General features: G+C 65.9%; 22 protein-coding genes. 8 read left to right on the forward strand and 14 right to left on the reverse strand.

Going from position 1 to position 25,718, the window contains the following annotated elements; all coding sequences use genetic code 11:
- Positions 1 to 48: 48 nt before the first annotated feature.
- Together ACOABP_RS19515 and shc are read left to right on the forward strand one after the other, a co-directional pair.
- The gene (locus tag ACOABP_RS19515; protein WP_474229619.1) at positions 49 to 636 is read left to right on the forward strand and encodes a TetR/AcrR family transcriptional regulator; all 588 of its coding nucleotides are present in this window, start codon (positions 49 to 51) and stop codon (positions 634 to 636) included.
- Entirely contained in the window at positions 633 to 2,612 is a 1,980-nt protein-coding gene (gene shc, locus ACOABP_RS19520; RefSeq protein WP_474229621.1) for a squalene--hopene cyclase, read from the forward strand. The genes ACOABP_RS19515 and shc overlap by 4 nt, the downstream gene beginning before the upstream one ends.
- A 63-nt stretch (positions 2,613 to 2,675) precedes the next feature.
- Here the strand turns inward: shc and ACOABP_RS19525 are convergent, their stop codons facing one another.
- Positions 2,676 to 3,242 carry a hemerythrin domain-containing protein gene (locus ACOABP_RS19525; RefSeq protein WP_474229623.1) on the reverse strand — a complete coding sequence of 189 codons (567 nt, stop codon included), beginning with the start codon at positions 3,240 to 3,242 and terminating at the stop codon, positions 2,676 to 2,678.
- Between the two features lie 717 nt (positions 3,243 to 3,959).
- Between ACOABP_RS19525 and ACOABP_RS19530 the strand changes: the two genes are divergently transcribed.
- A complete protein-coding gene (locus ACOABP_RS19530) occupies positions 3,960 to 6,533 on the forward strand; it encodes an autotransporter family protein (protein WP_474229624.1) in 2,574 nt (857 codons plus the stop codon).
- Positions 6,534 to 6,651: 118 nt separating this feature from the next.
- On the opposite strand, the gene dbpA is transcribed toward ACOABP_RS19530, so the two are convergent.
- Both dbpA and oxlT read right to left on the reverse strand, forming a co-directional pair.
- A complete protein-coding gene (dbpA, locus tag ACOABP_RS19535) occupies positions 6,652 to 8,055 on the reverse strand; it encodes an ATP-dependent RNA helicase DbpA (protein ID WP_474229626.1) in 1,404 nt (467 codons plus the stop codon).
- Positions 8,056 to 8,346: 291 nt separating this feature from the next.
- Positions 8,347 to 9,663: an oxalate/formate MFS antiporter gene (oxlT, locus tag ACOABP_RS19540; protein ID WP_474229628.1), complete on the reverse strand. Its 1,317-nt coding sequence runs from the start codon at positions 9,661 to 9,663 to the stop codon at positions 8,347 to 8,349.
- Positions 9,664 to 10,618: 955 nt separating this feature from the next.
- Here oxlT and ACOABP_RS19545 point away from each other — a divergent pair.
- The 4 genes from ACOABP_RS19545 (at position 10,619) to ACOABP_RS19560 (ending at position 15,517) form a co-directional block, all read left to right on the forward strand.
- Positions 10,619 to 11,140, forward strand: coding sequence for a sigma-70 family RNA polymerase sigma factor (locus tag ACOABP_RS19545; RefSeq protein ID WP_474229629.1), 522 nt, complete (start codon positions 10,619 to 10,621; stop codon positions 11,138 to 11,140).
- A 3-nt stretch (positions 11,141 to 11,143) separates the two neighbouring features.
- On the forward strand, positions 11,144 to 12,193 hold the full coding sequence (locus ACOABP_RS19550) for a FecR domain-containing protein (protein WP_474229630.1): 1,050 nt from the start codon (positions 11,144 to 11,146) through the stop codon (positions 12,191 to 12,193).
- Positions 12,194 to 12,327: 134 nt separating this feature from the next.
- Complete coding sequence (locus ACOABP_RS19555) at positions 12,328 to 14,763, forward strand: TonB-dependent siderophore receptor (protein ID WP_474229632.1); 2,436 nt, start codon at positions 12,328 to 12,330, stop codon at positions 14,761 to 14,763.
- Between the two features lie 25 nt (positions 14,764 to 14,788).
- Positions 14,789 to 15,517: a DUF4198 domain-containing protein gene (locus ACOABP_RS19560; protein ID WP_474229634.1), complete on the forward strand. Its 729-nt coding sequence runs from the start codon at positions 14,789 to 14,791 to the stop codon at positions 15,515 to 15,517.
- A 60-nt stretch (positions 15,518 to 15,577) separates the two neighbouring features.
- On the opposite strand, the gene ACOABP_RS19565 is transcribed toward ACOABP_RS19560, so the two are convergent.
- The 4 genes from ACOABP_RS19565 to ACOABP_RS19580 form a co-directional block, all read right to left on the reverse strand.
- Positions 15,578 to 16,390 (reverse strand): alpha/beta fold hydrolase, encoded by an 813-nt coding sequence (locus ACOABP_RS19565; protein ID WP_474229636.1) that lies wholly within the window; start codon positions 16,388 to 16,390, stop codon positions 15,578 to 15,580.
- Between the two features lie 18 nt (positions 16,391 to 16,408).
- Positions 16,409 to 16,579, reverse strand: a complete 171-nt coding sequence (locus ACOABP_RS19570; protein ID WP_474229638.1) for a hypothetical protein — start codon at positions 16,577 to 16,579, stop codon at positions 16,409 to 16,411.
- A 173-nt stretch (positions 16,580 to 16,752) separates the two neighbouring features.
- Positions 16,753 to 18,075 carry a type II toxin-antitoxin system HipA family toxin gene (locus ACOABP_RS19575; RefSeq protein WP_474229639.1) on the reverse strand — a complete coding sequence of 441 codons (1,323 nt, stop codon included), beginning with the start codon at positions 18,073 to 18,075 and terminating at the stop codon, positions 16,753 to 16,755.
- On the reverse strand, positions 18,075 to 18,476 hold the full coding sequence (locus ACOABP_RS19580) for a helix-turn-helix domain-containing protein (RefSeq protein ID WP_474229640.1): 402 nt from the start codon (positions 18,474 to 18,476) through the stop codon (positions 18,075 to 18,077). The genes ACOABP_RS19575 and ACOABP_RS19580 overlap by 1 nt, the downstream gene beginning before the upstream one ends.
- A gap of 302 nt (positions 18,477 to 18,778) precedes the next feature.
- On the opposite strand from ACOABP_RS19580, the gene ACOABP_RS19585 reads away from it, so the two are divergent.
- Entirely contained in the window at positions 18,779 to 19,513 is a 735-nt protein-coding gene (locus ACOABP_RS19585; RefSeq protein ID WP_474229642.1) for an IclR family transcriptional regulator, read from the forward strand.
- Positions 19,514 to 19,531: 18 nt separating this feature from the next.
- Here ACOABP_RS19585 and ACOABP_RS19590 read toward each other — a convergent pair whose 3' ends face one another.
- From ACOABP_RS19590 to ACOABP_RS19620, 7 genes are read right to left on the reverse strand one after another with little or no spacing between them, the layout of a single operon-like run.
- A complete protein-coding gene (locus tag ACOABP_RS19590) occupies positions 19,532 to 20,230 on the reverse strand; it encodes a 4'-phosphopantetheinyl transferase family protein (protein ID WP_474229643.1) in 699 nt (232 codons plus the stop codon).
- 3 nt (positions 20,231 to 20,233) lie between these two features.
- The gene (locus ACOABP_RS19595) at positions 20,234 to 21,475 is read right to left on the reverse strand and encodes a beta-ketoacyl-ACP synthase (protein ID WP_474229644.1); all 1,242 of its coding nucleotides are present in this window, start codon (positions 21,473 to 21,475) and stop codon (positions 20,234 to 20,236) included.
- Positions 21,472 to 22,203, reverse strand: a complete 732-nt coding sequence (fabG, locus tag ACOABP_RS19600; RefSeq protein ID WP_474229646.1) for a 3-oxoacyl-ACP reductase FabG — start codon at positions 22,201 to 22,203, stop codon at positions 21,472 to 21,474. Before fabG ends, ACOABP_RS19595 begins: the two co-directional genes overlap by 4 nt.
- On the reverse strand, positions 22,200 to 22,697 hold the full coding sequence (locus tag ACOABP_RS19605) for a hotdog family protein (RefSeq protein WP_474229647.1): 498 nt from the start codon (positions 22,695 to 22,697) through the stop codon (positions 22,200 to 22,202). The genes fabG and ACOABP_RS19605 overlap by 4 nt, the downstream gene beginning before the upstream one ends.
- Positions 22,698 to 22,699: 2 nt before the next feature.
- Positions 22,700 to 23,890 (reverse strand): beta-ketoacyl-ACP synthase, encoded by a 1,191-nt coding sequence (locus tag ACOABP_RS19610; RefSeq protein ID WP_474229649.1) that lies wholly within the window; start codon positions 23,888 to 23,890, stop codon positions 22,700 to 22,702.
- On the reverse strand, positions 23,887 to 24,489 hold the full coding sequence (locus ACOABP_RS19615; RefSeq protein WP_474229651.1) for a DUF3261 domain-containing protein: 603 nt from the start codon (positions 24,487 to 24,489) through the stop codon (positions 23,887 to 23,889). Before ACOABP_RS19615 ends, ACOABP_RS19610 begins: the two co-directional genes overlap by 4 nt.
- On the reverse strand, positions 24,477 to 25,706 hold the full coding sequence (locus ACOABP_RS19620; RefSeq protein ID WP_474229652.1) for an NAD(P)/FAD-dependent oxidoreductase: 1,230 nt from the start codon (positions 25,704 to 25,706) through the stop codon (positions 24,477 to 24,479). The genes ACOABP_RS19615 and ACOABP_RS19620 overlap by 13 nt, the downstream gene beginning before the upstream one ends.
- Between the last annotated feature and the right edge of the window lie 12 nt (positions 25,707 to 25,718).

The raw sequence follows: 25,718 nt of genomic DNA on the forward strand, positions 1-25,718 counted from the left end.
GCCGCATCGATTTGCAAACAATCCGTCCGGATGGTATCTTCCGGCGCCATGAGTGAAGCCCACCGCCGTCCGAAGCAACCCCAGCTGATTCGCGATCGCCTGATCGCCGCCACCATCGACCTGCTGGTCGAGGAAGGCATCGGCGCGGTGACGCTCAATGCCGTGGCGGCCCGCGCCGGTGTGTCCAAGGGCGGGCTGCAGCACCACTTCTCAAGCAAGCAGGAGCTGCTTGAGGCGCTGTCCAGCGAAGTGCTGGACCATTTCAAGCGCCAGGTGACCACGGTGGCCGAATCCGATACCGAACCGCATGGCCGCAATACGCGCGCCTACCTGCGCGCATCGGCCGACGGCTTTGTCGAAGCGGGCGAACGCGAACTCTGGAAGGCCGCCATGATGCTGGTCATGGCCCGCCCCGAATTCCGCATGCCCTATCAGGAATGGGAAGCCGCGACGCTGCAGCGCGACGCGGCCCAGTGCGAAGACGCCACGCGCCTGCTGCTGTGCCGGCTGGCCGCTGACGGGCTCTGGCTGGCCGACCTGCTCGGCCACCGCACGATCGATCCCGCACAACGCGCGGCGCTGGTCCGCAATCTTGAACAGCTGACCCAGCCCCGCACGGAACAAGAACAAGCATGACTCCACAAGACATTCCGGCATCCGATATCGATGCCGCCCTGGCACGAGCACGCGATGCCCTGCTGGACAAGCAGCACACCGATGGCCACTGGTGTTTCGAACTCGAATCCGACGCCACGATCACGGCCGAATACATCCTGATGATGCATTTCGTCGACGAGATCGACACGGCGCTGCAGGCCCGCATGGCGAAATACCTGCGCGCGCTGCAGCGGCTGGACCGGCACGGCGCGTGGGACCTGTACTACGGCGGCGACCTCGACGTGTCCTGCAGCGTCAAGGCGTACTTTGCGCTGAAGGCCGCTGGCGATTCGCCCGACGCCCCGCATATGGTGCGCGCCCGCGACGCCATCCTGGCGCATGGCGGCGCCGCCAAATCGAACGTGTTCACCCGGATTCTGCTGGCAACGTTTGGCGAGGTGCCGTGGCGCGCCACGCCGTTCATGCCGGTGGAGTTCGTGCTGTTCCCGCGCTGGGCGCCGATCCATATGGACAAGGTGGCCTACTGGGCCCGCACGACCATGGTGCCGCTGCTGGTGCTGTGCTCGATGCGCGCGCAGGCCAGGAATCCGCTCGGCATCCACGTGCAGGAACTGTTCGTGACGCCGCCCGAGCTGGAAACCGGGTACTTCCCGCGCAAGCCTGGCCTGCAAGGCCTGTTCCTGAAACTCGACCGCGTGGTGCGCCACGCGGAGCCGCTGATCCCGCGCGCGCTGCGCCGCAAGGCCATCCAGCGCGCCGTGCAGTGGAGCGAGGAGCGGATGAACGGCGAGGACGGCTTCGGCGGCATCTTCCCGCCGATGGTCTACGCCTACGAAATGATGGTGCTGATGGGCTATGCCAAGGACCATCCGATGCGCCGTGACTGCATGGACGCGCTGAAGAAGCTGATCGTCCATCGCGACGACGGCATTTCGTACTGCCAACCCTGCCTGTCGCCGGTGTGGGATACCGCCTGGGCCGTGATGGCGCTGGAGCAGGCACCGGCCACCGAGCAGTCGAAGACCGCCATCGCGCGTGCCTACGACTGGCTCACCGAACGCCAGGTGCTGGATCTGATCGGCGACTGGAAGCACAACGCCGCGCCGGCAACGCCAGCCGGCGGCTGGGCGTTCCAGTACGAAAACCCGTATTACCCGGACGTCGACGACACGGCCGTAGTGCTTGCCATGCTGCACGCCCACGGCAAGCGCACCGGCCAGACCGAACGTTTCCGCCCGCACGTAGACCGTGCGCTGGACTGGTCGATCGGGCTGCAGTCGAAGAACGGCGGCTTTGGCGCGTTCGACGCCAACTGCGACCGCAACTACCTGAACGCGATCCCGTTTGCCGATCACGGCGCCCTGCTCGACCCGCCCACCGAAGACGTGTCGGGTCGCATGCTGCTTGCCATGGGCGTGACCAACCGTCCGCAGGACGCCAGCTCGCGCGAGCGCTGCATCGGCTATCTGCGCCAGACGCAGCAGGCCGATGGCAGCTGGTGGGGCCGCTGGGGCACCAACTATATCTATGGCACGTGGAGCGTGCTGGCCGGCCTGGCGCTGGCCGGCGTCGACCGCAAGCTGCCGATGGTCCGCCGCGCGGTGGACTGGCTGCGCGGCAAGCAGAACGCCGACGGTGGCTGGGGCGAAACCAACGACAGCTACCTGCATCCCGAACTGGCCGGAACCCATGACGCGGGCAGCACCGCCGAGCATACGGCGTGGGCGCTGCTGGGCCAGCTGGCGCTGGGCGAGCACGAGTCGGCGTCGGTAAAGCGCGGCGTAGCCTGGCTGCTGGACGCCCAAGGCGACGACGGCTTCTGGACCCATTCTTATCACAATGCCCCCGGTTTCCCGCGCATCTTCCACCTGAAATACCACGGCTATACAGCGTACTTCCCGCTGTGGGCGCTCGGTCGATATCGACGGCTGACCGCCACGCGCAAGCAGGCGGAGAAACCGGCCGTGGCCGTTCCGGAACAGGAACTGGCCTGAGGTTCATGAGAAAAGGGGCGCCGAGGCGCCCCTTTTTCTTGTGCGTCGATTGTCAACGGACGGTCACTGCGTACAGGCAGCAACCTGTGCCTCGCTGTCGATCAGGTCTCGCAACATGGCAAACCGCTGCGGGGTCGCGTCGCCGAATAGCGGATCCGCCAATTCCGGCACGGCTGCCTCGACGGCCTCCCAGTCCTCCCGGGTCAGCAACTGCGCTGCCCGCGGCATGGCGTAGCGCTCCTCGGTCGAAAGATGATTGCGGTAGTAGACCAGATACATGGCCCCCGCCGCCTCCAGCGCCGCGCGGGAACTGATTACGTCCCGCTCCGCTTCGTTCAGACGCTCCAGCAAGGCCTGGCCGACCGTGGCAATTACGCGATGCTCCTGCTGCAGGCGGCTGACCACGATCTGCATGTTCGGATCGCGCCCGACCAGCCTGGCGTAGGCCACATCCTCGCGAGGATGGTGAACGCTGTCACCGAAGTTGCGCAGGTAATAAAGAATGGTCTCCATCAGGTGGTAGTCCGGGCGCTCTCCCCGGTTGAACCGGACGACCTGCCCTTCGAGCAGATCAAGCAGTCGGGCGAAATGGATATGGTCTTCGTGCCATGTGGCAAGTGGGCTGGGCATGGGGGTGCTCCATCGATTGAATGGTGTCTCCTTCGAAGCCTCGTCGGAATCAAGGCCCCGTGCCTGAAACACTATCCTTCGGCCCACGGCTTTCTCTGATCTGGCTCAAGTCAATGAGAAAGGATTTGGAGATTTTGCGAGTGGCCTGCGCCGGGGTGACCGCGTGTTCGCATCGATGCACGGCGTTGGCACCGATGGCCGCAGCGATGAGAATTCCGACTATCGGAACGCTTTCGCGGACCCTCTTCAATGGCACGAATAGAGCGTCGCATCTAAACCACAACACACCGCTTGTTGATGAGACAAAGCATCACACGCTGATTTACCATCGCCCCCGCTTCACGTTGTAACCAAAACAATACATTTCGAACGGGGTAGTCAATGAAGTCCAATCTTTGTCGTGGAATGCGGCAGGCCCGCGCTCGCGCGCCGCAAGCGTCGTCTATCACTCTCGCTGTTGCGCTGTTGTTTCCGGTGGCCGTATCAGCCGCGGAGTACACAGCCAGCACCGAGGCCGAGTTTCGCACGGCACTCAATAACGCCCTTGCCGATGGCGATGCCAATGCCACGATCCGGCTGACAGGAGACGTAACGATCGCGCTCCCCGCGACCTCTACATTTCCCACGACCACCAAGCCAATCATCGTCGATACACAGGGCTTTACGTTAACCAGAAGTGGGACACCAGCCGCCTTCCGCATCAACGCGGGGGCTCCCATGACATTCAACGGGACGTATGCAGTGGCGGCGGCCGCCAGCCCTACCGTTGCACTTGCCCTCGCCGCAGGCACTAGTGGCGCCGAGGCCATCGTCAACGGCTCGGTGACAGGAGGCTACTCAACCACGGCAGCCACGGGTGGTTCCGCGGGTTTCTCCACCAACGGTAGCATCACGGTTACCAACAACGGCACTGTCACTGGGGGCGGAGGAGGGGCAGGCTACAACGCCAGCAACAACAGCCAGGGCACCGGTGTGTTGCTTAACGCCGGCGGCTCGCTTATCAATTCCGCCACCGGGCTGATCAGCGGCGCCGATGGGTCTGGCGGGATGGCGGGCGCGGGTGTGACATTTGCCGTCACCGCCGGCAGCACCCTGGTCAATGCAGGCACGATTCGCGGCGGTGCGGACGTGAGCGGCGGCCTGGGCGGTGGCCGGGCTGTGCGCATTGCGAACGGAACCGTTTCGATCACCAACTCGGGGCTGATGGAGGGCGGAGCTGGCAACTCGGCGATCTACGTACAGCAAAATTCGGTACTGACGATCGTCAATTCCGGCACCATCCGCGCCGGTAGCAGCTACGCGAACGCCATCGAGTTTGGCGCAACCGCTGCCAGCACCTCGACGCTCGAACTGCAGGCCGGCTCGAACATCGTTGGCAATGTCGTGGCCGGTGCTGGTACCAACGACACCTTCCGCCTGGGCGGTGCCACCAACGCCGTGTTCGACGTCTCGACCATCGGCAACGCTGCGCAGTACCGCAACTTCGACAAGTTCGAGAAAAACGGTGTCAGCACCTGGTCGCTGATCGGCACCGGCACGGTCACCACGCCGTGGACGGTCGACCAGGGCACGCTGCAGATCGGCAATGGTGGCACCAGTGGCAGCCTCGCCAGCAATGTCGTGGTCAACAGCGGTGCCACGCTGGCGTTCAACCGCTCGGACACCTACACCTTCGGCAACCTCATCTCGGGCACTGGTGGTGTGGCGCAGAACGGTACCGGCACCACGGTGTTCAACACCGCCCAGACCTACACCGGCCCGACCACCATCAACCTCGGCACGCTCGCCATCGATGGCTCGATCACCAGCCCGGTGACGGTGAACGCCGCCGGTACGCTGTCGGGCACCGGCACGATCTTCGGCAATGTCACCAACACCGGTACGGTTACACCCGGCGGTGGCTCGGGCGTGCTGACCGTCGCCGGTAACTACATCGGTAACGGCGGCACCGTGCGCGTGAACACTGTGCTTGGCGGCGATTCGTCGGCCACCGGCCGTCTGGTGGTAACGGGCGATACGTCGGGCACCAGCCTGGTTCGCGTGGTCAATGTCGGCGGCACTGGCGCACTGACTTCGGAGGGTATCAAGATCATCGACGTGCAGGGCGCATCGAATGGCACCTTCACGCTGGCTGGCGACTATACGTTCCAAGGCCAGCAAGCCATCGTGGCTGGCGCATACGGTTACCGGCTGTTCAAGAATGGCGCGTCCACGCCGACGGATGGTGACTGGTACTTGCGGTCGTCGCTGCTGGATCCAGCCGTCGTCGGCACGACAGCAGCGGCCGCCTCCGGCCCGCTGCTGGCGCCTACCGTCCCGCTGTACGAAGCCTACTCCAGCGTGCTGCAGCGCCTCAACGAACTGGGCACGATGCAGCAGCGCGTGGGCAACCGCTCGTGGTCGCCGAATGCCTCGGTGCAGGCCGAACAGGAAGCCGGCAAGCCGATCATCGGCCGTGGCGCCTGGGCGCGGGTGGAAGGTTCGAACACCCATATCGATCCGATCACCAGCACCACCAGCGCCAGCTACAACGTGCGCATGTGGAAGTTCGAAGGCGGTGTGGATGCCCCGGTCGTCCAGAACCAGTCCGGCACGCTGGTGGTGGGTCCGACCTTCCATTACGGCATTGCCAACTCCAGCGTCTCGTCGATGTTCGGCAATGGTGCAGTGGATACCACCGGCTACGGCTTCGGCGGAACGGCGACGTGGTACGGCAACAATGGCGCGTACGTCGATGCCCGCGCCACGTTGACCTGGTACGACACCGATATCCGTTCGTCGACGCTTGGCACCAAGCTGGCCAACGGCAATCGCGGCAGCGGCGTGGCGACCAGCGTGGAAGCCGGCCACCAGCTCGCGCTGGGCGGCAACTGGTCGATCACGCCGCAGGCGCAACTGGCCTGGTCGCAGGTGCGCTTCGACGCATTCACCGACCAGTACGGCGCCAATGTGTCGCGTGACAACGGCAACAGCCTTGTCTCGCGCCTGGGCGTGTCGCTCGACCACGAGACCAAGTGGACCGCTGCCAACGGCAAGACCAGCCGCTCGCACGTCTACGGCATCACCAACCTGTACTACGACTTCCTGCACGGCACGTCGGCGCGCGTGGCCGACCTCAGCGTGGTCAGCAAGGAACAGGCGCTGTGGGCCGGCCTGGGCATCGGTGCATCGATGAACTGGAACGACGACCGCTACACGGTCTACGGCGAACTGCTGGCACGCACCAGCGTGCAGAACTTTGGCGACAGCAATGCGATTGGCGCCAAGCTGGGCGTGCGTTATCGCTGGTAAGAGGGCAACAGGAAGTCGCTGCGAGCAATCGACAGCGACGGCAGAACTGCAAACCACGTCCTTGTCGACGTGGTTTTTTTTCGCCGGCCCCATAGGCGGGGCCGGCATGGCATGGCTGTTACCGCTGACCAGTCGTCAGCAGCCTCACCTTCACCTTGCGCCCCTTCACCTTGCCTTCGTTCAGCCGCTTCACGGCTTCGCGGCCAATGGCGCGGTCGACGGCGATATAGGTCGACATCTCCATCACGCTGATCTTGCCAACCTGCTCCTTCGTGAAGCCAGCGTCACCGGTCAGCGCGCCAAGGATGTCGCCGGCCCGGATCTTCTCCTTGCGGCCGCCCAGCATCTGCAGCGTCACCATCGGCGGCAGCAGGCGCGTGCCGCCTGCGGGTGTCAGTTCGGTCAGCGCGTGCCACTCGAATTCGCCACCCTGGTGCTGCTCGATATTGCCCACGCGGCCCATTTCGTCGAGGCTGACCAGGCTGAAGGCCCAGCCCGCCTCGCCGGCGCGCCCGGTGCGGCCGACGCGATGGACATGCACCTCCGGATCGGGCGTGACGTCCACGTTGATCACGGCTTCCAGCTGGGAGATGTCGAGCCCGCGCGCAGCCACGTCGGTAGCCACCAGCACCGAGCAGCTCCGGTTGGCAAACTGCACCAGCACCTGGTCGCGCTCGCGCTGGTCCAGGTCGCCATGCAGTTCAAGCGCGGCGTAGCCCTGCGCATGTAGCAAATCAGCCAGATCGCGGCAACGCGCCTTGGTATTGCAGAACGCGAGCGTGGTGGCTGGGCGGAAATGGTCCAGCAGCAGGCCGACCGCGTTGAGCCGCTCGCCGTTCTCCACCTCGTAGAAGCGCTGCGTGATGGTGGCGGCATCGTGTGCCTCTTCCACCTTCACCGTCTTGGGCTGGCGCAGGAAGCGATGGGCGAGCTTGTCGATGGCATCCGGATAGGTGGCCGAAAACAGCAGTGTCTGCCGGTCCTTGGGCGCGTGGCTGGCAATGAAGGCGATGTCGTCATGAAAGCCCATGTCGAGCATGCGGTCGGCTTCATCGAGCACCAGCGTATTGATCGTGTCGAGATTCAGGCTGCCGCGATCCAGGTGGTCGATGATCCGGCCCGGCGTGCCGACCACCACGTGGGCGCCATGCACCAGGCTCTCCACCTGCGGCCGGATCGGCGATCCGCCGCAGAGTGTCAGCACCTTGACGTTGTCCTCGGCGCGCGCAAGGCGGCGGATTTCCTGTGTGACCTGGTCGGCCAGTTCGCGCGTGGGGCAAAGCACCAGCGCCTGGACGTCGAACGGACGCGGGTCCAGCCGGTGCAGCAGCGCGAGCGCAAACGCCGCGGTCTTGCCGCTGCCGGTGCGGGCCTGGGCGATCAGGTCCTGCCCTGCCAGCGCCAATGGCAGGCTGGCCGCCTGGATCGGCGTCATGGCGTCGTAGCCAAGTTGGGCGAGGGTGGCCTGCATGGCCGCGGACAGCGGCAGCGTGGCGAATGAGGTGGGGGCGGAAGAAGTCATGCCGGATTATAGATGCGCGGCGGCCGCTTTCGCCCTGCCCTGACCAATCCGTTTCCTTCCGCGCTCGCAACGGGGGATTCGGAGGACGTCGCCTCATCGCCACAGCATGTTCACGGCCGGCTATTTGTGGCGCTTACATAACACCAGAGCGTGAGCAAGAACCAGCCGCCGTGGGCTGGTCCGGGCGGCGTGGGCGCACCGCCGAACCGGCATCACGATGGCTACGGCACGCCCGCGCCCGATGTGCCCGGAAGACGCCCGCCGCGGCGTCTTCCGGGCTGGCTCAGGACATCAGGCTGGCACCTGCGTCCCGCCTCCCTCCTCGGCAAAGGCGCGTTTCGACGCTGCCACATGGTTCGCAAACACCGGCCTGAGCACCGTAAAGGCCAGGAACGCGGCCAGCAGGTCCATCGTCGCCACGGTATAGAGCACTGTCGACCACGTACCGGTGGCTTCCATCATCAGGTTGCCGATGGGCACGAACAGCGCACCGATACCCTTGGCCGTGTAGAGCACCCCGTAGATCTTGCCGATATGCTTGGTGCCGAACGCGTCGCCGGCCAGCGCCGAGAACAGCGAGTAGACCTCGCCCCACGCCAGGAACACCACGCCCGACAGGATCAGGAACGCGTACGGATTGCTGCCGAAGTAGCCCAGCGCGATGATCCCGATGCCTTCCAGCGAGAACGCGATCACCATCGTCTTCTCTCGCCCGATGTTGTCCGAGATCCAGCCGAACAGTGGCCGCGAGATACCGTTCATCACGCGGTCGAGCATCAGCGCAAGCGGCAGCGCGGCCATCGTGAAGAAGTACAGGTCGACCTTGAACTCCTTGACGCCCAGGTCCTTGGCGATCACGCCAAGCTGTGCCACGGCCATCATGCCGCCGGTAACCACCAGCACGAACATCACCAGCATCAGCCAGAACAGCTTGGTAGCCAGCGCCTCGCGCAGGGTGTAGTCGCGCGTGGACTGGTAGATCTTGCTCGACGCCTTCACTTCATTGGCCTGCGGTGCGCGCAGGAACCATGCAGCCATGAACGCCAGCGCGCCCTGCAGGATGCCGAAGAACATGAACGTGTGCTGGAAGCCCTGCGACTCGATCATCGCGGCGATCGGCAGGATGGTGGCTGCCGAGCCGGCACCGTAGCCGCCCGCCGTCAGGCCCACGGCCAGCCCGCGTCGATCCGGGAACCACTTGATCGCGTTGTTGATACAGGTGGCATAGATCGACCCCACGCCCAGCCCGCCTACCGCCGCGCCCACGTAGAACCCCATCAGCGTGGTGGCCTGCGAATTGATCACCCAGGCGAAGCCAATGAAAAGTGCGCCGAACGCCACCATCAACCGTGGCCCGAATTTATCGATGAAATAACCCTCGATCGGGGCCAGCCAAGTCTGCACCAGCACGAAGATCGTAAAGGCAATCTGGATATTGGCGCGTGACCAGCCAAAGGTGTCCTGGATTTCCGGCACAAACAGCGTCCAGGCGTACTGGATATTCGCCGTAGCGATCATGCAGACTACGCCAACCAGCAACTGTAACCAGCGTTTTTTGTCGGAAACCTGTGGATTGGGGCGCAATGCCCCGGTCGGTGCGTGAGTCATTGCGCGCTCCCTGATGTCGTGGTTTGGTCTGCAATTCGTGGGGATGCGATTCGATACACGGGCACCGTGCGCTCGAACCGTAATGTCGTCGCCTGCATTTGCGTGTCTCCTGTGTCTTCGTTCTTGTTGTTTTTGGTCTTCCGGTTTCGCGTGTGAAACCCATTTGCGCAGGACCGCCATTGCTCAAACCACGAGTTGGTACCGAATGCGCGCCGAAACCCTTGTCCAGCCTTGGTTTCCAGGCAGTTCACCGACCGGCTATTCGTTTTGCATCTGAAATCTCCTCCATATTTAAAATCACCGAATGAATTACACGTTTGTAATGTTCGGCGCAACGCTGGATTACAAAAATGTAATGTTCGGCGTAATGTTCGCGTAATCCGGAACGCGATGGTTACAAGGTATGTGATATACCAACATAGTCAAGCGAAAGCAGGGAGAGGGTTTTCACCACCCCAAAAATCTTATTCATTACAGACGGCAATAAAAAATCCGTTATTAATCATGCACGTGCATTCATGGGTCGAAAAATGGGCAAAAAAAAGCCCGCAGGCTAGCACAGGCGGGCGGAGGCGTGATGCGTGACACCAGTTCGCAACACGTAGGCTCTATTTATAGGTGATCTTTTAACGTCTATTCGCAATCCAAGGGTTTTCTCTTAATCGTAGAACATTACATTTTTGTCAGAATAATCGGCGTATCCGAAAAATCCCGTAAATCCACCCTATTCCGCCGGGCATACTGCGACGTAGTTTCATCGCCACTCGGCTTCATGTCGCCAATGTCTGTGTGGTGGACACAACGTGTCGGACACGACGCATCGGCGCAGTTGTTTGACAGTCACCCGGGCTTTCTGTTACTAATAATGATTATCATTTAAATGTCTTGATACAACTGCATGGCTAGCCGGGTACCGCGCACGGGGCTACGTAGTCGACCGATGACGGGCTAGATCATGAGTACGCCAGGCTCCCTTTTCCCTTCGACCATCGAGTCGCTTTACTGCGACCATCATTCGTGGCTCAAGGGCTGGCTGCACCGGCGGCTGGGCAGTGCCGATCAGGCCGCCGACCTTGCACACGACACCTTCGTCCGCCTGCTCAACAGCGAACGCGTGCCCGCCACGCTGGATGAACCGCGCGCCTACCTGACCACGGTGGCGCGGAACCTGATGTCGAACCACTGGCGGCGCGAACAGCTGGAGCGGGCCTATCTGGAAGCACTGGCACAGGCGCCGCGCGAGGTGGAACTCTCGCCTGAAGACCGCGCGATCCTGTTCGAAACCCTGCTGGAACTCGACCGGTTGCTCGACGGCCTGCCACCCATCGTCCGGCAGGCATTCCTGCTCTCGCAGCTGGACGAGCACACGCATGCGCAGGTCGCCGAAGCCCTTGGCATCTCCATTCCGACCGTCAAGCGCTACATCGTCAAGGGGCTGCAGCAGTGCTACTTTGCCGATCTGTCGTTCGTGGGCTGACACGTGCCGACATCCTCCTGGTACCGCGCCACGTCCGACGCTGCAACGATTCCGGCGAGCGTGGCCGAGCGCGCGCTCGAATGGCTGGTGGAACTGCAGGCCGCCGATGCGTCGCCACAGGTGCGGCAGGCGTGGGCCGACTGGCGCGCCGCGCACCCTGACCACGAGCGCGCGTGGCAACGGATCGAATCGGTGCGCGGCCGGCTGCAGCCGCTGGCAGCGCCGGGGGCGGCCGGTGTGGTGCGCGCCGCCCTCGCCTCTCCTGGTGAACAGCCGCGCCGCCAGGCCATCAAGACCTTGGCGACGCTGGCCTTTGCCAGCGGACTGGCATGGACGGCCCGCGAGTACACACCGTGGCGCCAGTGGGTGGCGGATTACCGTACCGCCATTGGCGAGCGGCGCACCGTGATGCTGGCCGATGGCACCCGGCTCGTGCTGAACACCGACAGCGCCGTCGACATCCATTTCGACGATACCGAACGGCGCGTCAGGCTGCTGGCCGGCGAGATCCTGGTCACGACGGCCAGGGATGCCCGGCCGTTGCCACGCCCGTTCCTGGTCGATACGGCACACGGCACCGCCCGTGCGCTGGGCACGCGCTACCTGGTGCGGCAGGACGCCACCGGGGCCGGCAAGAACGAGGAACACGGCAACACGGAGGTTTGCGTCTTCGAAGGGGCCGTGGAGATCCGTCCGCGCAACGCCAGCGGCCATCAGCGCGTGCTGCAGGCCGGCAGTTGCGTCCGCTATACAGAGCGCGACGTCGCAGAGCCAGCCCCGGCGGACGCCAGCCGCATTGCCTGGGCCGAAGGTTTTATCGTGGCCCGCAGCATGCGTCTCGATGCGTTTGTGGCCGAACTGGGCCGCTACAGCCGTGCGTCGCTGTCATGCGATCCCGCCATTGCGGGGCTCAAGGTGTCCGGATCGTTCCCGCTCGACGACCTGAACAAGGTACTGCAGACGCTGAGCACCACGCTGAACCTGCGCAAGGAGACCATCACGCGCCTGTGGGGGCAGGACGACATCCGCCTGCTGCCGGCGCCACGGGGCTGACCGCCGTGGACACCGTGTACATCCCGATGGCTCACCGTTCGCAAAAAAAGTTGGCGAAACCTGATCCGTTTCGGGCCTTCGTGGGTCAAGGAGGGCAAGTACTGCATCTCTCCTCCAATTCGAAAGGTCTGTCCATGGGTCCGGTCAAGGCGTGCCAGCGTCAGTCACATCCTGTTTTCCGCCGCAAGCTGCTGACCTCGGTGGTCGGCCGTATTGCCTTTGGGGCGCTCGCCGCCGCGCCTGCCATGATCGTGCCGATGGTGGCACACGCCCAGGCTGCTGCGCGCGCCTACAGCATCCCGCCAGGCTCGCTGGAAGACGCGCTGAGCCGCTTTGGCCGCGAGGCCGGCATCATGCTGTCGTTCAAGCCCGAGATCGCGGCCGGCAAGCGGAGCCAGGGCCTGACGGGCACCTACACGCCGCGCGCGGGCCTGGACACGCTGCTGGCCCAGTCCGGCCTGGAGGTGGCGCAGCAATCCAATGGCAGTTACCTGATCAATGGCCCGGCTGGCGGCGGCGCGGCAGATGGCGCGGCCACGCTGCCCGCCGTGACCGTCACGGCCGCCGCCGCACATGACCTGCCGGCGCCCTATGCGGGCGGCCAGGTGGCGCGTGGGGGCGGACTCGGGGTGCTCGGCACGTCCGATGTCATGGACCAGCCGTTCAGCACCACGAACTACACGAGCGAGATGATCGACAACACGCAGGCCAGGACGCTGGCCGACGTGGTCATCAACGACGCCTCGGTCCGCACGCTGACCTCGCGCGGCGGCTTTGGCGAGGATTTCCAGATTCGCGGCTATACGGTGTCCAGCAGCGACGTGGGCCTGAACGGGCTCTATGGCATGGCTTCGTCCAGCCGCATGCCCGCCGCGATCATGGAGCGCGTGGAAGTGCTCAAGGGCCCCGGCACGCTGATGTACGGCATCGGCCCCAGCGGCAGCATTGGCGGCGCAATCAACGTGGTCACCAAGCGCGCCGAGGACGAACCGCTGACACGCCTGACCACCACCTACGAAAGCAAGTCGCTGTTCGGTGTGCAGGCCGATGTGGGGCGGCGCTTCGGCGAGAACAAGGAATGGGGCGTGCGCGTCAATGGCGTGTTCCGGGGCGGCAATACCGCCATCGACGACGGCAGCCAGAAACAGGGGGTAGGCGCGCTGGCGCTGGACTACCGGGGCAAGAAGCTGCGCTGGTCGCTGGACACCTACACGCAGCACGAAGGCACCGACAATTTCCGTCCGCAGATCGGCTTCCAGGCCGGCGTGACAAAGATCCCCGACGCACCGTCGGGCCATCGCAACTTCTATCCCGGCACCGAACTCGCGCTGCACGATACGGCCGTGATGTCGCGCCTGGAATACGACATCCTGCCCAACCTGACCGTGTACGCGGCCGGCGGCTATCGCGGCGGCACGGCGTACCAGACCTTCCCGGGCGGCCCTGCCGACGCGCAGGGCAATTTCACGGCCACGAATTCCTACTACGACTCGTACAGCAAGACGTGGACGGCCGACGTGGGCGCGCGGACGTCGTTCAGCACGTTCGGCGTCGGTCATACGGTCACCGCCAGCTTCACCCGGCTGGAGCAGGAACTCGGCAACGCCTACGTGCCGTCGTCGGCCCCGCCGCAGGCATCGAACATCTACAACCCGGTGCCGTTGACGCCCGTGGTGGGCACGCGCATCGATGCCAGCAAGGCATCCGACACCGCGCTTACGAGCTTCACGCTGACCGATACGCTGGCGATGCTCGATGACCGCCTGCTGCTGACCGGCGGCTTCCGCCACCAGCGCGTGGCGCTGGACAACTTCAGCACCACCACCGGGGCGAAGACGTCGAGCTACGACGAAAGCGCGGTGTCGCCGGTGGCCGGTATCGTGGTCAAGCCGGTGAAGAATGTGTCGCTGTATGGCAACTTCACGTCCGGCCTGTCGCGCGGCGGCGTGGCACCGGTCACGGCGGCCAATGCCGGCCAGGTGTTCCCGCCGTACAAGTCAAACCAGTACGAAGGCGGCGTCAAGGTGGACTGGGGCAAGGTCACCACTACCGTGTCGGCCTTCCAGATCGAACGCCCGAGCGCCGTCACCGATCCGGCCACCAACCTGTACAGCTTCGACGGCGAGCAGCGCAACCGCGGCATCGAACTGTCCGCCTATGGCGAAGTGGTGCGCGGCCTGCGGCTGATGGCCAGCGCCACGTTCTATGACGCCAGGCTGACAAAGACCGCCGGCGGCGTGAACGACGGCAACAAGGCCAACGGCGTACCCAGCAACGCCTTCAACCTGGGCGCGGACTGGGACGTGCCCTGGGTGCCGGGCCTGAGCCTGAACGGGCGGGTCATCCATACGTCGTCGCTGTACTTCAACGCCACCAATACGCTGAGCCTGCCGAGCTGGACCCGCTACGACATCGGCGCCCGCTACCGCACCAAGGTCATGGGCAAGTCGGTGGTATTCCGTGCCAACGTCGAGAACCTGTTCAATTCGGACTACTGGCTCGTCAGCGGCACCTACGCCACGGTGGCGGCACCCCGCACCGTATTCCTTTCCGCACAGTTCGATTTCTGACGCCAACCGACGAGGCCTTCTCCCTATGAACAAGTCCATCTCCCTTGCCGCCGCCCTGCTCGCGCTGTCCGGCGCCGTCCAGGCACACCAGATCTGGATCGAACAACCGGCCGGCCAGCCGGCGTCGATCCGTTTCGGCGAATATGGTGACAACCTGCGCGAAGTATCGCCAGGCCTGCTCGACAGGTTCGGCGCGCCCACCGCCACGCTGCTGGCGGCCGGTGGCGACAAGACCGCGAACGGCGTGAAGGCCGCCAACGGCTTCCAGCTTCCGTTCACGCTGGGCGAACGCGATGCGGTGGTGGCCGAAGACGCCCGCTACCCGCTGCGCACGTTCAAGCGCGGCGATGCCGAGGTCATCAGCCGCTATTACCCGGCCGCGCGCTGGGTATCGGATTTCACCGCCCAGCAGCCCCGGCTGACGCTCGACCTGGTACCGGCCGGCCAGCCCGGTGCCTTCAAGGCGTACTACCACGGCAAGCCGCTGCCCAAGGCAAAGGTGGCGCTGGTGACGCAATCGGGCTGGGCCAGGGAAGGCCACACCGACGATCAGGGGCTGGTGACGTTCGACATGCCGTGGAAAGGCATGTACGTCGCGGAAATCACGCACACCGACGCACAGCCGGGCGAGCGCCAGGGCGCAAGCGGCGTGGAGAAGTTCACCACCACCAGCCATGTGACGTCTGTCACGTACGTCAAGCGCGACGGCATCGACCCGCTGCCGGCTGGCCCGGCAGCGACGCCGAACAAGTAAGCGTGGTACAGCCCTCTCTCGCGCATGCGGGAGAGGGCTCGCAAAGTCATCGCATTTTCTTTAGTTCTGCGCCTTCACCGTCTGCACGGCATCCAGTATCACCTTCGCCACATCGGCGGGGCGCGATTGCTGCGGCACGTGGCTGGTCGGCAGCGTGGTCACCCTGGCGCCGATCCGCTTTGCCATGGCGCGCTCCAGATCGGGCGGAATCATGCGGTCATTGGCGCTGACGATGTACCACGACGGTCGGCTGGACCACGCCGCGACACTCGTTTTCTCGCCAAAAGCCTTGGCCTGGATCGGGCCCTGGGTCGCGGCCATCACACGCGCCTGCGCGGCGGGCACGTCCTGCGCGAAATCGCTTGCCACGGCTTGCGGCGGCAGTGACAGGTAGCCATCCTTGTCCGCCACCAGCTTGCCGATGCCCGGTGCCGGCGCAAACGCCTTGCCGGCTTCCTCGGTCGACTGTCCCGCTTCCGGCGCAAAGGCCGCCACGTAGACCAGCGCCGACACCTTGTCGTTGGCGCCCGCCTCGGTAATCACCGTGCCGCCCCACGAATGTCCCACCAGCACCACCTTGCCCGGCTGGTTGTCGATGGCGCGGCGCGTGGCCGCCACATCGCCGGCCAGCGATTCCAGCCCGTTTTGCACGGCCTGCACCTTCACGCCTTTTGCCTGCAGCAGCGGAATGACGCGGGCCCAGTCCGAGCCATCGGCAAAAGCGCCGTGCACGATGACCACGGAAGGCTGCTGCGTGTCGGCAGCATTGGCGGCGGCCGATGCGGCCTGGGCAGCTACGCCGGTGGTCAACCCGACGGCGGCCAGGGCCAGCGCTACGAGCGTACGATTGCGGTCGTGTTTGCGATTGAACATGCGATTTCTCCAGCAAGACTAGTTTTGGAAAGCCGGTCCGGGCTGCGCGGGCCGCGCAATCGCCAGCGCCACGCAGGCGGTGCCCGTGGCGACGATGGCCGCCGCGAGCGTCAGTCCCTGGAGCGCACCAGGCGGCAACGACGAGAACACTGTCCTCGTCAGCTGCAACGCGATGTTGATTTTCGACATGTGGGGCTCCACCCAGACCGGTGATTGGCGGCGCACCGTGCGCATTCGCCATGGAGCCTATTGGAAGGGCTGGACGTATCGCGTGCGTGTGGCGCAAGCGGCCGTTCCGTGTGTCGACGTATCGATTGTTCGCCGTGATACAGAACGGTACAAATCCCCGGGGCGGAAGGCGCTCAGAGCCGGCGCGCCTGCGCCCGCAGCCCGTCGAACACGCGTCCGGCCACGTCCTGCGGAAACGTTGCCGGCAGTTCGGCTGCCGTGGCGCCGATGGCAGGTTCCACGGCATCTTTCAGTTCGGCCAGGATGGCCTCGACGTCATCGGCAGGCAGGCCCACGCGACGCCCCTGCTCCAGCCAGTGCCGGCGCATGATCTGCGCGATGCGGTAGTGGTTCTGGGTGCCGCGCACGGCCATCGCCATGCGCGCCTTCTGCGGCGCCAGCTGGTTGGCGCCGCCGCCCATGATCGGGAATGCCGACAGAACGTCGTACAGCGGTGTCGACCAATAGCGCCCGCCCGGCCCGATCGACAGGCTGAAGTTCTTGGCATGCCCGTCGGTGGCGGCCAGCAGCCAGAACAGAATCTGCGTCTTGAAGAAATTACGACGGTCATGCGCCGGGGTTTCCGAAGCCGCCAGCACGCCCATGATCTCGGCGATGCCCGGTCCACCGTCGGCCTGGTACTTCGACAGCGGCGACAATCCCAGCGCCTGGCAAAAGTCCTCCTGCGGCAGGCGGATGATCCAGCTGCCATCGGGCGCCAGCCGCCGGTCGAACCGCTCCACCACCAGCACCTTCTGGTCCTCGAACGTTTCGATGGTGCAGTCGGCAATCGGCAGGCCGAAATGCCCCACCATCCGTGCGCACAGCCATTCGTTTTCCACCGAGGTACGCATGTCCGCCCGCATGTTGCCGACCAGGCCCAGCGGCAGCTTGAGGATATGCGTGGTGGGCGTGCTGCCGTGGGGCAGCAGCCATTGGCCGCCGTGATGCAGCAATGCGGTCTTTTCCTGCGCGCCGGCAATCGACAGCCGCAGGTCGCCCTCGTCGTCGTGCTGACCCAGCGGCGCGCTGCGCGTGGCATCGCGCAGCAACCGCGCGATGGCCGCCTCATCCATTGGCGTGCCCGCGATGGTCCGCAACGCTTCGGGCTCGGCGCCTTCCGGCAGCAGTTGCAGCGCGCCGACGCAGTCGCGCCCCAGTGCGGCCAACAGGTCGAACGGGCCCGTGCCCTGGGTGCGATGGCGCTGCGCCAGGCGGCGGCGGATGGCATCGCTGTCGGGCAGCAGATTGTCGAAGTAGTCGGTGACCACGCCGCCGCGATACGGTGCCGCATCGGACCGGAACGGTAGCGACAGTGACAGGGGGCGCCCCTGGGCGCTGTCCATCCAGTCGGCATCGTATGCAAACGACTCGCCGTCGGTGCCCCGTTCCCAGGTACCCGTCAGCCAGCCGTTCATCCAGACGCCAAGCCGGCGCCGGAGCGGACGCCGACCCATTACCAGTCTTCTCCCGAGCCCTGGCCGGGTTTTGGCTTGCGGCGGGCCGCAACAGTGCCGGTCGGCCTGGCGACCGCCTGGGCAGTACCGGGCTTGCCGGCCTTGCCAGGCCTGCTGCGCCTGCCATTGGCGGCCCCGGCAGCATCTGCGGGGGCTGCGGCATCCGCGGGAACCGCCGCGCCACGGGGCGCCAGTACCAGATCCACCTCCAGCGCCTGCAACACCGCCAGTACGCGCGCCATGCTGGCGCGGCCCGGATTGGCCTCCAGGCGGGCGTAGCTTTGCTGGCTGACACCAAGGCGCGCCGCGACATCGGCCTGGGTCAGGCCGCGCGACCTGCGAAAACCCTGCAATACCGGATTCAGCTGGGTCAGGATTCGAATGGGATATTGGGTGGACATGGGGGCTGCACGAGCACTTTCGGGGTTCAGGTTCACAACACATTGGTTGTAAAGCCGTTTTACTACGTAAAGGTTGTATTTACAAGTTACAACGGATAGGTTGTAAAGCAGATTTACAACCTATCCGTTGTATCGAGCGCATCGGCGGGTGGGCCTCCGGGTGCATCCGCGGTCGCCTCGTGCGTGTTGCCGTGCTACAGTCCGCCCCGACGGCCCCACCCCGGGCATCCACGATTCGCACCCGCCCCGATCCTGCCCCGCCGCCCATGCCAGAGCGCCCCGAGCCCACCAAATCCCCGGCAATGAACGTCAAGACCGCCCTGCGGGTCATCGAGATCATCGAGACCTTCGCGCGCGAGCGGCGGGCGTTGTCGCTGTCGGAACTGGCGCGCCTGCTGGCCGTGCCGGCATCGAGCTGCCTGGCCCTGATCCGCACGCTGACTTCGCTGGGATACCTCTACGAGACCGCACGGCGCCAGGGCTACTACCCCACCGGGCGGCTGCTGGCAATGGCCCAGCAGATTGCCCGGCACGATCCCGTGCTGGACCGCGTACACGGCACCATGAGCGAACTGCGCGACGCCACAGGCGAAACCATCGTCATCGGCAAGCTGCACGAGGGTACGGCCGTGGTCTACCTGGATGTGCTCGAATCCCCGCACGCCATTCGCTATATCGCCACGGCCGGCGAACGGCGCGAACTGCACGCCAACTCCATCGGCAAGGCCTTGCTGGCAGCCATGGACGAAGGCGAACGGGCCGCGCTGCTGCCCCGGCTGGCGTTCCAGGGCTTCACGCCCCGCACGCTGACCACGCCCGAGACGCTCGAAGCCGACCTGCGCCAGTCGCGCGAGCGCGGCGCCTACGTCAATCTCAGTGAATCGATGCCCGATGTGGGCGCGCTGGCGTGGCCGGTGCGGCTTTCGGGGGAGTGCTATGCGATTTCGATAGCGGGGCCCGTCTACCGGATCGAGCCGCATCTGGAGCGCTACGCCGCCATCCTGCGCGCAGCCTGCGCCTCGCTGGAAAAGACCTGAGCGTCCGGTAACCCAGGCTCAGTCGACGGTGGCCTGGGCGTGCAGCCGCCAGCCTGTAACGTTCGGCAGGCCCAGGTCGTCCTCCAGGCCCGAAGCGGCGGCAAGCGCCAGGACAGCGTTCTTGCGGCGCCAGGTCAGCCCGTTGGCCAGCTCCAGCGGTGATGGCATGGCTTCCACCACATTTCCCATCATGGTCTGGAACAGGTTGCCGCCGTGGCACTTGATCCACGCTTCCTTGAGCGTCCAGAGCTGGAAGAACGCCAGCATGCGGGCTTCCTCGTCGCCGTCGTCCAGCAGTTCGGGCAGCGCCGCGCGCTCGGCCTCGGTGGTAGTGGCCTCGATCAGCGTAGCCAGGTGCTGGCGCGGCTGCAGTTCCTCGATATCGACCCCGACCGGCAGATCCGAGACCGCGCAGGCAAGGTGATCGCCCGAGTGGGCAATCGAGACGAAAACCGGCGTACCCACCGCGCCGGCCGTATGGGTAGCCAGCGGCGGCGCATCCTCGGCGGCGGACAGCGCCCATTCCGACGCATCGCCGCCGAACGTCACGGCCAGCAGCCGCCGCGCCAGCCAGCGGCCCGCCGCGAACTGCTCGGCCCGCTGCTGGGCTCGCATGGCGGCCAGCCGCGCCACTTCCTCGGCCGACATCCAGCGGCTGACAGGTGGCGCCATGGCGGCAAAGGCCATGACCGATCCGGTACGCAGGGCAATCGGCATGGTTCAGTGGAGACCCGGTTCGGGCCAGCGGCGAAAGATCAGCGACGTGTTGATGCCGCCGAACGCGAAATTGTTGCTCATCACATGGTCGGTATCGATCCGGCGCCCGTCCCCGGCGATATGGTCCAGCGGCGCGCAACGCGGATCAGGCTGATCCAGATTAAGCGTAGGCGCAAACCAGCCGTCGCGCATCATCTCGATGCTCATCCACGCCTCCAGCGCCCCGCAGGCGCCCAGCGTGTGCCCAAGGTAGCTTTTCAGCGAACTGATCGGCACCTGGTCGCCAAATACGGCATGGGTGGCCTGGGCCTCGGCCAGATCGCCCTGCTCCGTGGCCGTGCCGTGCGCATTCAGGTAGCCGACCTGCGATGGCTGCAGCCCCGCGTCGTGCAGCGCCATGCGCATGGCCTGCGCCATCGTTTCGGGCTGGGCCTGCGTGACGTGGTTGCCGTCGCTATTGGTGCCGTAGCCAACCACCTCGGCCAGGATGCGCGCGCCACGCGCCTGGGCATGCCCAAGCTCTTCGAGCACCAGCGTGCCGGCGCCCTCGCCCAGCACCAGGCCGTCGCGTGCCGCATCGAACGGGCGCGGCGTGGCTTCGGGTTCGTCATTGCGGGTGCTGGCCGCGAACAAGGTATCGAATACCGCGGCTTCGGTGGCGTCGAGTTCTTCCGCACCGCCCGCCAGCATGGCCACCTGGCGGCCCGTGGCGATGGTCTCGAAGGCGTAGCCGATACCGTGGCTGCCTGACGTGCAGGCGCTTGACGTGGTCAGGATTCGCCCGGTCACGCCAAAGAAAAGGCCGATATTGACGGCCGTGGTATGGGCCATCATGCGGATGTAGGTCGTGGCGTTGACGCCTTCGGTGGTGCGGTCGCTCATCATCCGCGCGAAATCCTGCGCGGCCGATGGCGTGCCGGTCGACGACCCATACGCCACGCCCATCTGCCCTCCGGTCACCAGCGGATGGCCGGTCAGCCCGGCATCTGCCAGTGCGGCCTCGCTGGCAAGCACCGCCATCTGCGACACCCGGCCCATCGTGCGCATGACCTTGCGCGTGTAGTGCGGCGGCAGCGTGAACGGGGGCACCGGTGCGCCAAGCTGGGTGTTCAGGCCGCGAATACCGGCCCAGGCGTCCATGCGCACGACGGCGTTGCGGCCACGTGCCAGGTTGCGGCGCACCGTCCCCCAGTCGTTGCCCAGCGCGCTGACGGCGCCCATGCCCGTCACGACCACCCGCTTCATCCGAACATGCCTCCGTTGACCGATATCACCTGCCGCGTAATGTAACCGGCATCGGCCGACAGCAGGAAGGCAACTGTTGCAGCTACCTCATCCGGGGTACCCAGGCGGCGCGATGGAATGATCTTCAGCGCTTCTTCGCGCACGTGGGGTTCGACCATTTCGGTATCGATCAGCCCCGGCGCCACGCAATTGACCGTGATCTGGCGCTTGGCCAGCTCGATCGCCAGCGCCTTGGTGGCGCCGATAATGCCGGCCTTGGCCGCGCTGTAGTTGGTCTGGCCGCGATTGCCGACGATGCCCGACACCGACGACAGCGTCACGATGCGCCCCGGCCGGCGGCGCTGCACCATTGGCATCACCACGGGATTGAGCACGTTGTAGAAGGCGTCCAGGTTGGTATGCACCACCTCGTCCCATTCCTCGCCGGTCATGGCCGGGAAGGCCGCATCGCGCGCCAGGCCGGCATTGCAGACCACGCCGTAGTAGCAGCCATGCTGGCCGATGTCGGCCAGCAGCGCATCGGCCGCGGCCTGCCGCTGGCTTACATCGAAGGCCAGCACGCGGGCATTGCGGCCGAACGCGCGCACGGCGTCGGCCACGGATTCGGCTTCGGCGCGGCTGGCACGACAATGCACCACCACGTCAAAGCCATCGCGCGCCAGGCGCAAGGCTATGGCGCGGCCAATGCCACGCGACGCGCCCGTCACGAGCACGGTCTGGTTCGTCATGTCTGCTGTCCTTCGAGGAACGCCCGCGCATCGGCAGGCACAAATACGGAAACCGTGGCGCGGGCGACTTCCCTGCCCTCCTGCGCCAACGTACAGGCGAACATCGACAGGCCACCTTCGGCCGCCACGTCGCCAGCCATCTCGAGCTGCACGCGGATCGTCAGCACGCTGCCGGCCGCAAACGCCGGCACATCGCTCACGTAGCGCCGCGTGCCCAGCAAGAATCCCGGCACGGGAGCCCGCCCGGCTTCGCGCGCCTGCATGCCGGCCCAGGCGGCGATGGTCTGCGCCATGTACTCCACGCCGATCCACGCCGGCATGCCGGCATCGTCCACGAAAAGCTGCGTCGGCCGCACCGTGGCCCGTGCCAGGCCATGGGTGGCATCTGCCTCCAGCAGCTCGTCGATCAGGCGCATGGCGCCCGCGTGGGGCACCAGTTCGCCGATGGGCGGCAGCGGGTTACGTGCAGTCGATAACGGATCGGCGGCAGGCATCTTTAGCCCTCGCTCATGACCAGCACACAGTTGCTGCCGCCAAAGGCGAACGAATTGCTCATGGCATGGCGCACCGGACGGCCCAGCGACTCGTCGGCCCCCACCACGTGCAGCGGCGCGATGTCGGGATCGAGCGCGCCGTCCCACCAATGCGCGGGAAGCCGCCCCTTCGGGTTGCCGGCCAGCGTCAGGTACAGCAGCGCGGCCTCCACGGCTCCGGCCGCGCCCAGCGTATGGCCGGTCTGCGGCTTGGTCGAACTGACCGGTATGTCCGCGCCGAACAGGTCTGCCACGGCGCGCGTCTCCATGGTGTCGTTCTGCTCGGTGGCGGTGCCATGCAGGTTCAGGTAATCGATCTCGCCGGGCTGCAGCCCGGCACGGGCCAGCGCCAGCTGCATGGCTGCCCGGGCACCGGCGCCGCTCGGGTCAGGCGCGGAAATATGATGGGCATCGCCGGTCTCGCCCCAGCCGCTCAACCGTACCGGCCCGGGCTCGCGCGACATCAGGAACAATGCCGCCCCTTCGCCCAGGTTGATGCCTTGCCGGTGCACCGACAGCGGATTGCAGCGCGTGGCACTGACGGCTTCCAGCGCGCGGAATCCGGCGATCGTAAACGTGCAGAGCGTATCCACGCCACCGGCCACGGCGACGTCGGCCACGCCCATCTCCAGCAACCGGGCGGCCGCGCTCAGCGACTTCGCGCTGGACGAGCACGCCGTGGAGATCGTATAGGCCGGCCCGGCCGTGCCAAGCCGGCGCGCCAGGTAGCGTGCCGGAGAATCGAGCTCCTGCTGGCTGTAGTGGAAGCCCGTGGGAAACGCACCGGTCACTGCACGCGCACGCACCGCCAGCTCGCCCTCATGGATGCCCGACGTGCTGGTACCGAGCACGATGGCGACGCGCGTCGGCCCCACCCGTGCGATGGCCGCATCGACGGCTGCGCGCAACGGCGCCAGCGCGCGCTCCAGCACCGCGTTGTTGCGGCTGGCCTGCGACGGCGGCGTATCGGGCGGCAGGTCCGACACACCGACCGCTTCGGCCAGCACGCCCAGGTGCAGCGCCGTACCGGGCGTATAGACATCGGTGCTGGCGCCGCCAGAGGGGCCGTCGGTGCGCCAGAGCGCGGCCCGCACGGCATCGTTGCCGCTGCCCAGCGCGCACAGCACGTTCATGTCGTGCAGGTACACCGTCATTTCGCACTCCCGTTGTCGCGCAAGGTACGAATGGTCAGCCGATAGCCGTCACGCCGCTGGGTGAACAGCGTGGTGGCGGCATCGGGATACCGGATCTCCGCCACCACCTCGGTGCCGGCACGCAACTGGCGCATGCCGTCGGTCGCTTCGACCCGCCATCCCGCCGGCAGCGCGGCCTGGATCGCGGCCACCGGCCAGAGCGACAGCTGCATGTCGCTCAGGATACGCTCGGGATTCAGCTCGGGCGGCGCCCACGGCGACCGCATCACCCGCAGGTCGTGGCCGTCCCAGTCGATGCGCGCCAGCACCTGGTTGCCAGCCATGGCCGCCAGGCGCGTGTGCACCGCATCGGCCTCCAGCAGCGCCAGCATGTCGCGCGTCTGCTCGCCCTGCGGCGACGGGTACTGCACCGTGATCTGCTGCTCCAGGCTCAGTGTACGGCCCAGCGAGGCCGGCGACAGCCGCAACAGCGGCGCTTGCGCCGGATTCGGCTGTTCCGCAGCATTGGGCGCCCCGGTCGTCGCGCAGCCGGCCATGCCCGCAGCCAGCACGCACGCGGCCATCAGCGAGACGAGGGAGACCGGTATCAGGCGCCGCAAAGCTGCTCCACGACGCCAAGGCGCCGCCGCGCATCGGCCACGAACGGGTTGGACGTATCCCAGGCATAGCCCGCCAGGATCGAAGAGATCATGCCCCGGATCTCGGCTGGCGAGTCGGGATGGAACAGCACGCGCTGGAAGCGTCCTTCGTACCACGCCTCGACAAACACGCGGAAACAGTCGACGCCCGCCTTCAGCGGCTTTGCGAAGTCCGCTTCCCAGTCAACCGCCTCGCCGGTCAGCTGGCGCGCCAGGCAGTCGGCGGCCAGGCTGGCCGACTTGAACGCGATGGTCACGCCCGACGAGAACACCGGGTCCAGGAACTCGCCCGCGTTGCCAAGCAGCGCATAGCCATTGCCCCACAGCGAACTGACGTTGGCCGCGTAGCCGGCGATCTGACGCGCCGGGGTATCCCACTGCGCGTCCTTGAGCAGCCCCGCCAGCCCCGGGTCTTCATTGACCAGCGCGCGCAGCTTCGTCATCTCGTCGCCCTCGTACTGGTCAAGGAATGCCTTCTCGGCCACCACACCCAGCGAGCAGCGGCCATTGGAGAACGGGATCGTCCAGTACCAGACATCGTCATGCTCGGGGTGCACGCCGACCCGGATCTTGTTGCGGTCGAACGTGCCGGCCGGAATGCCGTCGGCCACGTGCGTGAAGATGGCCGCGCGCACCGGGAAGTTCGACGGCGATTCCAGCTTCAGCAGCCGGGGCAGGATGCGCCCGAAGCCCGAAGCATCGAGCAGAAACCTGGCCTGCACGGCATAGCTTTCGCCGTCTTCGCCGCGCACGGTCACCACCGGCTGCGCGCCGCTGACGTCCACTGTCTCCACCACATGGCGGAAGCGCACTTCGGCGCCCTGCTTCTGCGCCTCGCGGATCAGCACGTCGTCGAAATGCGCGCGTTGCACCTGGTAAGTGGTGCCCCAGCCCGGCGAAAACTTCTCGCGGAAGTCGAAGTCGGTATAGCGGTCGCCGCGTGCGAACGCCGCGCCGTTCTTGTACTGGAAGCCCGCCTCCACCACGGCCTGCAGCATGCCGGCCTCCTCGATATAGGCCATGCTCTGCGGCAGCAGGCTTTCGCCGATCGAAAAGCGCGGGAACGTTTCCTTTTCCAGCACCAGTACGCCGATACCGCGCCGGCGCAACAGCCCGGCGGCCACGGAGCCGGCCGGACCAGCCCCCACGATCACGACTTCGGCTTGTTCGGTCCTCATCAATATTTCTCC

It is taken from the genome of Cupriavidus sp. HE11, from assembly GCF_056097175.1.